Genomic DNA, 12,969 nt, shown 5'->3' on the forward strand with positions numbered 1-12,969 from the left:
TCGCTTGCAGCGTGTTAAGCTTTTTCTAACAAAAGAGGCGGGCGAGTCGGGAATGAAACGATTCGCCGCATCGCGGAACACACGCGGCGGGCAGAATGGGACGGCAGGCATGATTAGGCGCAAGGCACAGCGCGAATCCGAAGAGGCGGATAAGGTCAGGCCAAAAGGATTCGACGATTTCGAACTTCGGCTCGGAGACATCATGCGAGGCGAGCGGGCGACGATGGGCAAGTCGCTGCTGGATGTTCAGAGAGAGTTGCGGATCAAGGCCAACTACATCGCCGCCATCGAAAATTGCGACCCCAGCGCGTTTGACACACCCGGTTTCATTGCCGGGTATGTTCGTTCTTACGCCCGCTACCTGGGCATGAATCCCGACGAAACCTTTGCCACATTCTGCAAGGAAAGCGGCTTTCAGGTCGCGCATGGCATGTCGTCCGAGGCCTCGGTGGTCAAGAAGTCGGAAAGTGGCCTGCCGGCGCAGGGCCCCATGGGGCGGGATCCGTTCATTTCCCCCCACACGCCTTTCGTGCCCGGTCGGGAGTCGGTCCTCAACCAGATCGAACCGAGGGCCATCGGGTCGTCGCTGGTTCTGCTGGCCCTGATCGCCGGTATCGGCTACGGCGGCTGGACCGTGTTGAAAGAGGTGCAGCAGGTTCAGGTCGCTCCGGTCGAGCAAGCACCTCTTGTCCTGTCGGATCTCGACCCTCTGGACGAGGCGCGCAACCGGGAGGCCGATGTTCAGACCGCCGGAATGACAAGCCCGGATGCCGATGCGCTGGACCGGTTGTACCGGCCGCAGGCTCTGGACGTTCCGGTTCTGGTGGCCCGCGATGCGCCGATATCGACTCTGGATCCGAGAACCGTGGGGGCATTCCGCGCCCCGGCCTTGCCCGAGGTCCAGATCGCGGAAACCCAGCGCGAGCCCGAGCCCATGCCGCCGCAGGTGCTGGAGGAAGTCGCGCCTTCGCTGGTGATGGTGGCGGTACGGCCGTCTTGGGTGCGCGTGACGGCCGCCGATGGATCGACGATCTTCGAAAAGATCATGGAATCGGGTGAAACCTACGAAGTGCCGCTGACGGAAGAGCCGCCCTTGCTGCGCGCCGGCGAAAGCGGCGCGATCTATTTCGCCACGAATGGCGAACACTACGGCCCGGTCGGGGAACGCGGTGTCGTGACCAAGAACGTACCGCTTTCGATCGACGCGGTGACCGGGACTTATCAGGTTGCCGATCTCGAACAGGATGACGATCTGGCACGGATGGTGGCCGAGGCTCGGGCAGAGATCGAGTCGCCCGAAACCCCGGTCGAGTAAGACCGGCATTGAAGGGCCTGCGCGACCGGCCTATGTATCGGGCAGAACCGGAACCCACGCGGACCTGACCTTCATGTCTCTCAATCACGTGCGCCCGTGGCGCGATATCTACCGCCGGAAATCCCGTCAGATCATGGTCGGCAACGTGCCCGTGGGCGGCGACGCCCCGATTGCGGTGCAGACCATGACCAACACGCCGACGACCGATGTCGCCGCGACCGTGGCACAGGTGCAGGCCGCGGCCGAGGCGGGGGCGGATATCGTGCGTGTCTCGGTTCCTGACGAGGCCTCGTCAAAGGCGCTGAAAGAGATCGTCAAGGAAAGCCCGGTGCCGATCGTGGCCGACATCCATTTCCACTACCGCCGCGGTATCGAGGCTGCCGAGGCCGGCGCCGCCTGCCTGCGCATCAACCCGGGCAATATCGGTGACGAGAAGCGGGTGAAAGAGGTCATCCAGGCGGCGCGCGATCACAACTGCTCGATCCGGATCGGCGTGAACGCGGGCAGCCTGGAAAAGCACCTGCTGGAGAAATACGGCGAACCGTGCCCCGAGGCGATGGTGGAAAGCGGGTTGGAACATATCCGCATCCTGCAGGACAACGATTTCCACGAGTTCAAGATCAGCGTTAAGGCCAGCGACGTATTCCTGTCTGCCGCCGCCTATCAGGGTATTGCCGAGGCCACGGACGCGCCGATCCATCTGGGCATTACCGAGGCCGGCGGGCTGGTCAGCGGCACGATCAAATCGGCCATCGGGCTGGGCAACCTGCTGTGGATGGGCATCGGGGACACGATCCGCGTCAGCCTGTCCGCCGATCCGGTGGAAGAGGTGAAGGTCGGCTATGAAATCCTCAAGTCGCTGGGCCTGCGCCATCGCGGGGTCAACATCATCTCGTGCCCGTCCTGCGCGCGGCAGGGGTTCGACGTGATCAAGACGGTCGAGACGCTGGAAAAGAGGCTGGAACACATCAAGACGCCCATGAGCCTGTCGATCATCGGCTGCGTCGTGAACGGCCCGGGCGAGGCGCTGATGACCGATGTCGGCTTTACCGGCGGTGGTGCCGGCTCGGGCATGGTCTATCTGGCGGGCAAGGCCAGCCACAAGATGTCGAACGACCAGATGATTGACCACATCGTCGAGCAGGTCGAGAAGAAGGCCGCCCAGATCGAGGCCGCAGCCGAGGCGGCCGAGTAGCGGTCGTGGAAGGGCTGCGGATATCCCGGGCAACGCCGGAAGACTTGGCGCCGGTTCAGGCCATCGCGCGCGAGACGCTGCGGAAAACCGCGTCGGTCTTTCTGGGAGAGGAGACGGTCGCCGGTTTCATCGAAAGCGGGCAGTCAGACGCCGAGATTGCCGACCATATCTCGAACCTTTACGTGGCGCGGCTGAACGGCCGGATCGTCGGGTTCGCGATCTATTGGGAGGGGTTCATCCACCTGATGATGGTGGACGTGACCCTGCACCGCGAGGGCGTGGGCACTGCCATACTGGACTGGTGTGAGAACCAGATGCGGGCCGAGGGCCATGAGCAGGCGCGGCTTGAAACCTTTGTCGGCAATGCGCAGGCGATCGGGTTCTATCTTGCGAACGGCTGGACCGAGGTTCACCGCGACGGTCCCGAGGCCGGGGATTTCGCCAAGGCGACCTTCGAAAAATCCCTGGTCTGAAGAAAAAGGGGCGGATCACCGCCCCTTGATCATTCAGCTTTTTCCGTCGCGAAGGCTGTCGGCGATATGAAGCAGTTGCTCAGCCGGCAGGTAACCGCGCAGAAGTTCGGTTTCGAATACGAAGGTCGGCGTGCCCGAAATCTGCAGCCGCTGCGCCAGCGCGCGGTTTTCCGCGATCTGCCGGGTCACTTCGTCACTGTTCATCTCGCTCAGGATGGCGTCGCTATCCAAGCCAAGCCCGTCAGCGATGCGGCGCAGGGTGACCTCGGTGACATCGCCGCCAAACTCGATCAGGGCATCGTGCGCCTGCTTGTAGGCATCATCCCCGGCCACGATCTTGGTGGCCACCGCGAACCGCGACGACAGAACCGACGCTTCGCCGAGAATGGGGAACTCCTTGATGATGAGCCGGATGTTGCCGTCTTCTTCCAGCAGCTTCGCCACCTCGGGCACCGCCTTGCGGCAATAGCCACAGCGATAATCCATGAATTCGACCAGCGTGATGTCGCCATCCGGGTTGCCGCCCACCCAGCTGTAGCCGTCATCGAACAGGGCGTCGGCGTTGGAGGCGACCAGTTCCAGGTCCGCCTGCGCCTGCGCCTCGGCCTGTTTCTGTTCGAGCACCTCCACCGCTTCGAGGATCACCTCGGGGTTTTCCATGAGGTATGCGCGCACCTGCGCACCAAAGGCGGCCTTCTCTTCGGCGCTCATCGCGTCGAGGTCCAGCGCCGAAGCGGGGCCAGAGGCCAGTGTCAGGCCCAACAGGGCAGGGGCGGCAAATCGGAGCATCATCTCTTCCTTTTCTGCATTCGTTCCGAGGCAATCAACACATCCTGGGCCCGTTGCCAACCCGGAGATCCCTCGGGCAGCAGGCCGATGGCCCGTTTGGCGTGGATTCCGGCATCCGCAAAGCGGGCCTGCATGGCGTATCTTTCGGCGGTGACGACCGAGGCCATGCCGTTGTTTCCTGTCTGCGCATAGGCCAGCCCGAGATCCTGCATCAGGCGCGCGTTGCGATAATCGCGGGCGCGGGCCGCTTCCAGCACCTCGAGCGCCTCTTTCGCCCGACCGGCACCCAGCAGCGCGCGTCCGTATCCCGCAAGGATCAGGGAATCGCGCGGGGCCAGTTCTACCGCTCGCTTGTAAGCGGCGACAGCCTGCTCGACCCTGCGGTTTTCCAGCAGGATCTGCCCTTTCAGTTCATGGTAGAACGGGTCGTCGGGGCGGATTTCCAATGCGCCGTTGATCGCGGCCAGAGACTTTTCAAGGTTTCGGTTCTGGTGATGGGCGGCGGCTTCGCGCATCAGGCGGATGTCGCGCTCTTTTTCTTCGGGTGCGCGGCGGAACGTCCAGGACGGCGCGCGGGTAAAGGCCGACAGCTTGCCCTTGACGCGTGCGAACCAGTAATCGGCGTTGGGGTTCGGGGGTGATGGATCCCCGTTTGCCTTCAGAAAGGCCTCGGCCGCCCGCAGCCGATCCCGGCTCATGGGGTGGGTGCGCATGTAGGGGTCCTGCAGGCTGTGGCTCAGCAATTCCTGCCCGGCAAAGGACCGCTGCAGATCGACCATCCCCTTCGGAGAGATGTCGGCCCATCGCAGGTAGCTGGCGGCAGACTGGTCGGCCGAGGATTCCTCGGCCCGGGTGTGGCTGAGAAAGCTGCGCAGCGCCGAGCTGCTGGTTCCGGCCGCGATCCCTCCGGCAGCCTCTCCGGCGCCGGCTGCGGCGGCAACTATGGCCAGGGCCGTCCCAAGCGTTGCAAATCGTTGCGCACTTTGAAAATTCGCGGCGCGACGGGCCAGATGGCCATTGGCGATATGGGCGGCCTCGTGGGCGATGACGGCCTGCAGCATGTCGGCGCGCTCGACCTGCAGGATCAGGCCGTAGTTGATGAAGATCGTGTTGTAGTCGATGACGAACGCGTTGAAGCTGCTGTCGTTGACCACCAGAACCTTGACGCGGTTGGTGTTCAGCCCGGCCGCACGCAGGATGGGGAAGGCCAGTTCGCGCAACCCATGCTCGATATCCGGATCCCGCAACAGCCCGACCGCGGCGGCGGGCAGGGCCGTCACGAGCCATGCTGCCGTCGCAAGAATGAGTGCCGGGATTGACGCCAGCCGGGATACGCGCTCAAAGGCCATGATCGCAACATGGGAGATGGTCATGCGAAACTCAAGCCGGTCCAACGTAGATCCCTTTATCGTGATGGACGTGATGGAGGCCGCGCGCAAAGCCGAGGAATCCGGTCGCCGCATCATTCACATGGAGGTCGGCCAACCGGGTACTGGCGCGCCGAAAGGGGCGATCAAGGCCTTGCAAAAGGCGATGGAGCAGGGTGCGTTGGGGTACACCGTTGCGCTGGGCCTGCCCGAGTTGCGGCAGCGCATCGCGCGGCTTTATGGCGAGTGGTACAACGTGGATCTGAATCCCGAGCGCGTCGTCGTCACTTCCGGGTCCTCCGGCGGTTTTCTGCTGACCTTCACAGCCCTGTTCGACACCGGCGACCGTATCGGCATCGGCGCGCCGGGTTATCCCTCTTACCGGCAGATCCTCAAGGCGCTGGATCTGGTGCCGGTGGACCTGCCCACCGCGCCCGAAAACCGGCTGCAACCGGTGCCGGCGGATATCGCGGGGATGGATCTTGCGGGGCTGATGGTGGCCTCTCCTGCCAACCCCACCGGCACGATGCTGGATCACGCCTCGATGGGGGCGCTGATCGAGGCGGCGCAGGCGCAGGGGGCCGCGTTCATCAGCGACGAGATCTATCACGGGCTGGAATACGAGGCCAAGGCCGTGACCGCGCTGGAACTGACCGACGAGTGCTATGTCATCAACTCGTTCTCCAAGTATTTCTCGATGACCGGCTGGCGCGTCGGCTGGATGGTGGTGCCCGAGGATCAGGTGCGCGTGGTCGAGCGCATCGCCCAGAACATGTTCATCTGCGCGCCCCATGCCAGCCAGGTCGCGGCGCTGGCCGCGATGGACTGCAAGGACGAGTTGCAGGCCAATCTGGACGTCTATCGCGCCAACCGCGCGCTGATGCTCAAGGGGCTGCCCGAGGCCGGGTTCACCAACATCGCGCCGCCCGATGGGGCGTTTTACGTCTATGCCGATGTCTCGGACCTGACCGATGACAGCCTCGCCTTCGCGGCCGAGATACTGGACAAGGCCGGGGTTGCGGCCACCCCGGGGCTCGATTTCGACCCCGCGCGCGGCCACAAGACGCTGCGGTTCTCCTATGCCCGTTCGACCGAGGACATCGAAGAGGGCCTCGCAAGGCTCAAGGCATTCATGCGCGAGCGTGGGGCACAGAACCGTTGACCCCGCGGAGGGCAAAGCCCTGCGTTCACAAGGAGGCCGGTGTGGTGTAGGGTTCTGCCAAACGATCTCGGGCTATCTGAGGCAATGAGCAGGATCTTCATCATTTTTACGCTCCTGTGGGCGTGGACTTCTGGCGTGATCGCGCAAGAGTTCGGTGGCCTTGCGCGGATCGACGCGGAAAAGAGCCATATCACCGATGCGGGGCGCGACGGCGTTCAGCTGCAACTGGCGCTGAGCCAGGGGGTGCCCTACCGCCTGTTCACTTTGTCAGACCCGCCTCGTCTGGTTCTGGATTTTCAGGAGGTGGAGTGGAGCGGCCTGACCTCCGAGGCGTTGTTGCGGACCGACCGGATCGCCGGCGTGTCCTATGGGGCCTACGTGCCCGGATGGTCCCGGATGGTGTTGGATCTGGGCCGCCCCCGGGCCATCGAGCAGGCGGGGCTCGATATTGATCAGGCGACCGGCGTCGCGACACTGGCTGTTCAGCTTCGGCCGGTCGGCGCCGAGCAGTTTCGGGCACAAGCCGGTGCGCCACATGATCCCCGCTGGGATTTGCCCGAACCCGCCGCCGTTCCGGCCGCGCGCGGGGGCGGCGCCCCGTTGCATGTGGTGCTCGACCCCGGGCATGGCGGCATTGATCCGGGGGCCGAGACGGAACGCACCAACGAGAAAACCCTGATGCTGACCTTCGCCCGTGAACTGCGCGAAGTTCTGCTTCGGTCGGGCGACTTCAAGGTGACGCTGACACGGAACGAGGACCGGTTCGTCTCGCTCGAACGGCGCGTGGCGCTTGCGCATCGGGCTGGCGCGGATGTTTTCATTTCGCTGCACGCAGACGCGCTGGCCGAGGGGCTGGCCCACGGCGCCACGATCTATACCCTCTCGGAAGAGGCCTCGGACGCGGCCAGTGCCAAACTCGCCGAACGCCATGACCGCAGCGACATCATCGCCGGGGTCGATCTGAGCCACTCGGACGATCAGGTGGCGGATGTTCTGTTGGACCTTGCCCGGCAGGAAACGCAGCCCCGAACGGCGGCCCTGGCGCAGGCCCTGGCCGAGGGCATGGCCGCGCAGGGTGGGCCGATGCACCGCAGGCCCCTGCGGGAAGCCGCGTTTTCGGTTCTGAAGGCGGCCGATATTCCGTCGGTGCTGGTGGAACTGGGGTTCCTGTCCAGTCCGCGCGACCTGAAGAACATTGAGAATCCTGAGTGGCGAGCCGGCATGGCGCGCGGAATCCTGACTGGTTTGCGGGCGTGGCGAAAGGCCGATCTGATGCAGCGGTCTTTGGTTCGGAAGTGAATGGGTTCCGGCGGGACGCCGGCATCGCCGGCCAATTTATGCCATGTGTTTTGACCCCGCCATTGGGTGCTACTATATAGACGGCAACGCGAAGCAAGGGCAGTCACGTGATCAGGTTCGTTCTTTCCATTTTCGGGGCACTCTTCAGCCTTTTTACACTGGGTGTGCTCATGGTGGCGCTGACCATCGGCGGGGTGTTCTGGATCTATGGGCGCGACCTGCCCAGCCACGAGTCGCTGGCTCAGTACAAGCCGCCCACGATCAGCCGGATCTATTCCGGCGAGGGCCACCTGATCGACGAATTCGCCCATGAACGTCGACTGTTCACCCCGTCCGAGGAAATCCCGGATCTGGTCAAGCAGGCCTTCATCTCGGCCGAGGACAAGAACTTTTATTCTCACCAGGGCTATGACCCGCGCGGCATCGCGGTGGCCGCGTTCGAGGCGGTCAGGTCCAGGGGCGAGAACGTGCGTGGGGCGTCAACCATCACGCAGCAGGTGATGAAGAACTTTCTGCTGTCGGGTGACCGGCGCATCGAACGCAAGATCAAGGAGATCATCCTTGCGACGCGCCTGGAAGAAACACTGAACAAGGAACAGATTCTCGAACTTTACCTCAACGAGATCTTCCTGGGTCAGAATTCCTACGGGGTGGCGGCGGCTGCCCAGACCTATTTCAACAAGACCCTGCAGGAGTTGGAGCCGCACGAGGCGGCAACCTTGGCCTCGATGCCCAAGGCCCCGTCGGATTACCACCCGGTGCGGCAGAAGGACCGCCTGCTGGCGCGGCGCAACTATGTGCTGCGCGAGATGTACCAGAATGGCTACATCGACAAGGCCACCTACGAGGTCGAGGTCGAAAAGCCGCTGCGCTCGGTTCAGAACGGCGATTTCGAGAGCTTCCGCACCGCGTTGCCACCGCGCGACTACTTCACCGACGAGATTCGCCGCCAACTGAGCGAAGATTTCGGCGAGGGCGAGTTCTTTACCGGTGGCTTCAGCATCCGCGCCTCGGTCGACGAGGAAATGCAGGTCGAGGCCGCGCGCGCCCTGCGTGAGGCATTGGAGAAATACGACCGCTCGCGTGGCAAGTGGCGCGGCACCGGCAAGGTGATCGCCGAAGAACTGCTGGAGGACGAGCCCGCGTGGCGCCAGGCCCTGGCAGACACCGAAGTGCCGCGCGACGTGGTCCTGCCGACCCGGTGGTATCCCGCCGTGGTGCTGAAGGTCGCCGATCAGCAATTGACGGTCGGTATTGAAGACGGCCCCGCCGATGGCATCATTCCGCGCTCGGACATCAAGTGGATGCAGGGTGACTTCGCCAAGAACTTCAAGCGCGGCGATGTCATTCTGGTGCGCGAGGGCGAAGGTGGCCAATGGTCCGCCCGGCAGGTGCCCGAGGTTCAGGGCGCGTTCATGGCGATGGATGTCCACTCGGGTCGCGTTCTGGCGATGCAGGGCGGGTTCTCGTATCAGGATTCGGTGTTCAACCGCGCCACGCAGGCGCTGCGTCAGCCGGGTTCCAGCTTCAAGCCCTTCGTCTATGCAGCCGCGCTGGACAGCGGCTACAGCCCCGCGACCATCGTGGTGGATGCGCCGATCGAGGTGAACACGCCGCAGGGCCTGTGGCGGCCCAAGAACGCCTCGAACAAGTTCTATGGCCCGACGCCCCTGCGGACCGGGATCGAGCGGTCGCGGAACCTGATGACCATCCGTCTGGCACAAGAGGTCTCGATGCCCGTGGTTGCCGGCTATGCCGAGCGTTTCGGTGTGTATGACAACATGGGGCCCTACCTGGCCAACGCTCTGGGCGCCCAAGAAACGACGCTGTACAAGATGGTGGCGGCCTATGCGATGTTCGCCAACGGCGGCGAACGGGTGAAGCCAACGCTGGTCGACCGGATCCAGGACCGTTACGGCAAGACCATCTATCGGCATGACGACCGGCAATGCGTGGACTGCAACTCGGACCGGATCGCCCCGAACAGAGGCCCCCGCATCGTCACCGATCGGCCGCGCGTGATGGATGCGATCACGGCCTATCAGCTGACGTCGATGATGCGTGGCGTTGTCGAACGCGGAACGGCCGCTGGGGTCATCAACCTGCCGGTGCCGACGGCCGGCAAGACCGGCACCACGAACGATGCCAAGGATGTCTGGTTCATCGGCTTTACCTCGAACATCGTCGCCGGCTGCTACATCGGCTATGACCGCCCGCGACCGATGGGGCGGGGGGCCTATGGCAGCTCGATGTGCGGCCCCGTGTTCCAGAGCTTCATGGAAAAGGCCGTGGCAAAGTATGGCGGCGGCCCGTTCGACGTGCCTCCGGGCGGGCATTTCATCAAGATCGACCGTTTCAGCGGCGCGCGCCTGCCGGATGATGCGACCGGGGATTACGTTGTGGCCGAGTATTTCCGCGATGGCGTCGATCCGATCTTTGGTCTGACCTATGACGGCGGATTTGCCATGGGTTCGAACCTGCCGCTGTTCGAAGAGGTCCAGCAAGCCGGCCGGCAGGTGCAGACATCCACCGGGGAAACCACGACCGTCGGACCCAAGGCCAACTTTGGCACGGTCAGTTCCGGAGGCCTGTACTGACCGCTTGCCCAGCGGTCGGTGCTGGTCTATCAGAGCCCCTCGAAAGACCCGAAATTGCAGGAAACACCATGCGCGCCGAGACTCAGAACATCGTGGCGGATATCCGCAAGTCGCTGGACCTCCTGGCCCAGCGGATGGACTACGAGACCGCGCCGCACCGGCTCGAGGAGTTCAACGCCCGGGTCGAGGATCCGAACCTTTGGGACAATCCCGAAAAGGCTCAGAAACTGATGCGCGAGCGTCAGGTGCTGGTCGATGCGATCGAAACTTACGAGTCGATCAAGACCGATCTGAACGACAATGTCGAACTGATCGAACTGGGCGAGATGGAAGACGACGAAGAAGTCGTCAAGGACGCCGAAGAGGCGTTGAAAAAGCTCAAGGAAAAGGCCGCCGAAAAGGAACTCGAGGCGCTTCTGGATGGCGAGGCGGATGCCAACGACACCTTCCTTGAAATCAATGCCGGTGCTGGCGGCACCGAAAGCTGCGACTGGGCGGCGATGCTGGCGCGGATGTATGTCCGCTGGGCCGAGAAAAAGGGCTACAAGGTCGAGTTGCAGTCGGAAACCCCGGGCGAAGAGGCCGGGATCAAGTCGGCCGCCTACAAGATCTCGGGCCACAACGCCTATGGCTGGCTGAAATCCGAAAGCGGCGTTCACCGTCTGGTGCGGATCTCGCCCTATGACGCGGCGGCCAAGCGGCACACCTCGTTCTGCTCGGTCTGGGTCTATCCGGTGGTGGACGACAATATCGAGATCGAGGTGAACCCGGCCGACATCCGGGTCGATACCTATCGCTCGTCCGGCGCGGGCGGTCAGCACGTCAACACGACGGACTCGGCGGTGCGGATCACGCACATTCCGACGGGTATCGTCGTGACCTCATCCGAGAAGTCGCAGCACCAGAACCGCGACATTGCGATGAAGGCGCTGAAATCGCGGCTCTACCAGATGGAACTCGACCGCCGGAACGCCGAGATCAACGCCGCGCACGAGGCCAAGGGCGATGCGGGCTGGGGCAACCAGATCCGCTCTTACGTTCTCCAGCCCTACCAGATGGTCAAGGACTTGCGGACGGGCTATGAGACGTCCGACACCAAGGGGGTTCTGGACGGTGATCTCGACGGGTTCATGGCCGCGACCCTGGCGATGAATGTGGCCGGCAAGAGCCGCTCCGAGGCCCAGGCCGACACCTGATTTCCCGACGATGACGGATCACAGTGACGCCCCGTGGCTGGACCGCGGGGCGCTGTCGTTGTGCCGGGCGCGAAAAATTCAAAAGATACATCCAAACAGTGGGTTTAAATGATTTGGGGCCGCCGCTAGGGTGAACGCGACCATCAGATGTTGAGCGCCCATGGACCTGATCCGTTCTGCGACAGACCTCGTTTCAGCAATCGCCTCGGGGCAGTTGACCGCCGCCCAACTGATGCGAGCCACGCTTGACCGGATCGAAACGGTCAACGGAGACGTGAACGCGGTTGTTGCGCTGCGGGACGCAGATTCCCTGACGGCAGAGGCCGAGGCGATGGATGCAGCGCCGCATACCGGGCCGCTGCACGGGCTGCCGATCGCCGTGAAGGATCTGGTGAACGTGGCTGGAATCCCCACGACCCAAGGGTCGCCGATCTTTCGGAATTTCATACCGAAATCAGATGATCTGATCGCGGCGCGGATGCGGGCGGCGGGGGCGATCCTGATCGGCAAGACGAATGTGCCCGAATTCGGTCTGGGCTCGCACACGTTCAACCCGGTCTATGGCGCGACCTGCAACCCCTATGATCCGGCGCGCTCGTCGGGCGGGTCGTCGGGCGGCGCGGCGGTGGCGCTGGCAACCGGGATGACCGCGCTTGCCGACGGGTCCGACATGATGGGCAGCCTGCGCAACCCGGCGGCGTGGAACAACGTCTACGGCTTTCGCCCAAGCTGGGGCCGGGTTCCGTCCGAGCCGGTGGGTGACACCTTTCTACACCAACTGTCCACCCTCGGTCCGATGGCCCGCAGCCCCCAAGACATCGGTCTGTTGCTGGACGTCATTTCCGGCCCCGATACCCGTCAGCCCCACTCCTGCGCCAGCACGCCGGTCTCGCCCGTCCTGCCAGCCAATACAAAGGGGCTTCGGATCGGCTGGTTGGGCGACTGGGATGGCGCCTTTCCGATGGAGGAAGGGATTCTGGCCATTTGTGAAAAGGCGCTGGAGGTATTCCGGGACATGGGCTGCCAGGTCGAACCCGTGGCCCCGCCCTTTGACGCCGAGCGGATCTGGAACAGCTGGATCACCCTGCGCTCATGGGCCGTGGCCGCCGGGCTGGCCCCTTTGGTTGATCAGAGGGAAATGCTGAAGGACAGCGCGCGGTGGGAACTCGACCGCGGGCTAGCGATGAGCGCGATGGAGGTTCACAACGCCAGCGTGATCCGGTCGGCCTGGTATCGCCGGGCGGCCGCGCTGTTCGAGGAATACGACGCGCTGGTGCTGCCTGCCGCACAGGTCTGGCCCTTTGATGTCACGCAGCCCCATCCGACGGAAATCAACGGCGTCGAAATGGATACCTATCACCGCTGGATGCAGGTGGTCGTGCCGGTCAGCCTGCTGGGCCTGCCATGCCTCGCGGCCCCGGCCGGGTTCGGTGCGGCGGGTTTGCCGATGGGCATTCAGATCTTCGGGCCGCGCGGCAGCGACGCGGCCTTGCTGTCCTTGGGGGCGGCCTATCATGACAGGACACGGTGGCCACAGAAGCGACCGGCGATGTGAAAGACCCAATTGCAGGGGAGG

The 12,969-nt window shown here is 63.7% G+C and carries 10 protein-coding genes; 8 read left to right on the forward strand and 2 right to left on the reverse strand.

The annotated features are described in order from the left end of the window. The first annotated feature begins 109 nt into the window (after nucleotides 1–109). The 3 genes from AVO45_RS09830 (at nucleotide 110) to AVO45_RS09840 (ending at nucleotide 2,983) form a co-directional block, all read left to right on the forward strand. Nucleotides 110–1,315, forward strand: coding sequence for a helix-turn-helix domain-containing protein (locus AVO45_RS09830; RefSeq protein WP_068346401.1), 1,206 nt, complete (start codon nucleotides 110–112; stop codon nucleotides 1,313–1,315). Nucleotides 1,316–1,388: 73 nt separating this feature from the next. Then, on the forward strand, nucleotides 1,389–2,510 hold the full coding sequence (gene ispG / locus AVO45_RS09835; RefSeq protein WP_068346403.1) for a flavodoxin-dependent (E)-4-hydroxy-3-methylbut-2-enyl-diphosphate synthase: 1,122 nt from the start codon (nucleotides 1,389–1,391) through the stop codon (nucleotides 2,508–2,510). A gap of 44 nt (nucleotides 2,511–2,554) precedes the next feature. Beyond that, nucleotides 2,555–2,983 (forward strand): GNAT family N-acetyltransferase, encoded by a 429-nt coding sequence (locus tag AVO45_RS09840; protein ID WP_068346405.1) that lies wholly within the window; start codon nucleotides 2,555–2,557, stop codon nucleotides 2,981–2,983. Between the two features lie 33 nt (nucleotides 2,984–3,016). Here the strand turns inward: AVO45_RS09840 and AVO45_RS09845 are convergent, their stop codons facing one another. Both AVO45_RS09845 and AVO45_RS09850 read right to left on the reverse strand, forming a co-directional pair. Further along, a complete protein-coding gene (locus AVO45_RS09845) occupies nucleotides 3,017–3,775 on the reverse strand; it encodes a DsbA family protein (RefSeq protein ID WP_082688737.1) in 759 nt (252 codons plus the stop codon). Further along, on the reverse strand, nucleotides 3,772–5,145 hold the full coding sequence (locus tag AVO45_RS09850) for a M48 family metalloprotease (protein WP_068346408.1): 1,374 nt from the start codon (nucleotides 5,143–5,145) through the stop codon (nucleotides 3,772–3,774). Before AVO45_RS09850 ends, AVO45_RS09845 begins: the two co-directional genes overlap by 4 nt. Between AVO45_RS09850 and AVO45_RS09855 the strand changes: the two genes are divergently transcribed. The 5 genes from AVO45_RS09855 to AVO45_RS09875 all read left to right on the forward strand — a co-directional run bounded on the left by AVO45_RS09855 (nucleotide 5,144) and on the right by AVO45_RS09875 (nucleotide 12,948). Next, entirely contained in the window at nucleotides 5,144–6,301 is a 1,158-nt protein-coding gene (locus tag AVO45_RS09855) for a pyridoxal phosphate-dependent aminotransferase (RefSeq protein WP_068346739.1), read from the forward strand. The two genes, AVO45_RS09850 and AVO45_RS09855, sit on opposite strands and share 2 nt — an antisense overlap. An 84-nt stretch (nucleotides 6,302–6,385) precedes the next feature. After that, nucleotides 6,386–7,600 carry an N-acetylmuramoyl-L-alanine amidase gene (locus AVO45_RS09860; protein WP_068346410.1) on the forward strand — a complete coding sequence of 405 codons (1,215 nt, stop codon included), beginning with the start codon at nucleotides 6,386–6,388 and terminating at the stop codon, nucleotides 7,598–7,600. A 107-nt stretch (nucleotides 7,601–7,707) separates the two neighbouring features. Beyond that, nucleotides 7,708–10,197: a penicillin-binding protein 1A gene (locus AVO45_RS09865; protein WP_068346412.1), complete on the forward strand. Its 2,490-nt coding sequence runs from the start codon at nucleotides 7,708–7,710 to the stop codon at nucleotides 10,195–10,197. 68 nt (nucleotides 10,198–10,265) lie between these two features. Further along, nucleotides 10,266–11,393: a peptide chain release factor 2 gene (prfB, locus tag AVO45_RS09870; protein ID WP_068346414.1), complete on the forward strand. Its 1,128-nt coding sequence runs from the start codon at nucleotides 10,266–10,268 to the stop codon at nucleotides 11,391–11,393. Nucleotides 11,394–11,553: 160 nt separating this feature from the next. Beyond that, nucleotides 11,554–12,948, forward strand: a complete 1,395-nt coding sequence (locus AVO45_RS09875; RefSeq protein ID WP_068346417.1) for an amidase — start codon at nucleotides 11,554–11,556, stop codon at nucleotides 12,946–12,948. Nucleotides 12,949–12,969 lie beyond the last annotated feature (21 nt).

The organism is Ruegeria marisrubri (assembly GCF_001507595.1).
Lineage (GTDB): Bacteria > Pseudomonadota > Alphaproteobacteria > Rhodobacterales > Rhodobacteraceae > Ruegeria > Ruegeria marisrubri.

Excerpts from the sequence above, each read along its gene's own strand:
- AVO45_RS09830 (WP_068346401.1), top strand. The coding sequence starts at position 110 with ATGATTAGGCGCAAGGCACAGCGCGAATCCGAAGAGGCGGATAAGGTC.
- ispG (WP_068346403.1), top strand. The coding sequence starts at position 1,389 with ATGTCTCTCAATCACGTGCGCCCGTGGCGCGATATCTACCGCCGGAAA.
- AVO45_RS09845 (WP_082688737.1), bottom strand. The coding sequence starts at position 3,775 with ATGATGCTCCGATTTGCCGCCCCTGCCCTGTTGGGCCTGACACTGGCC.
- AVO45_RS09855 (WP_068346739.1), top strand. The coding sequence starts at position 5,144 with ATGCGAAACTCAAGCCGGTCCAACGTAGATCCCTTTATCGTGATGGAC.
- AVO45_RS09850 (WP_068346408.1), bottom strand. The coding sequence starts at position 5,145 with ATGACCATCTCCCATGTTGCGATCATGGCCTTTGAGCGCGTATCCCGG.
- AVO45_RS09860 (WP_068346410.1), top strand. The coding sequence starts at position 6,386 with ATGAGCAGGATCTTCATCATTTTTACGCTCCTGTGGGCGTGGACTTCT.
- prfB (WP_068346414.1), top strand. The coding sequence starts at position 10,266 with ATGCGCGCCGAGACTCAGAACATCGTGGCGGATATCCGCAAGTCGCTG.
- AVO45_RS09875 (WP_068346417.1), top strand. The coding sequence starts at position 11,554 with ATGGACCTGATCCGTTCTGCGACAGACCTCGTTTCAGCAATCGCCTCG.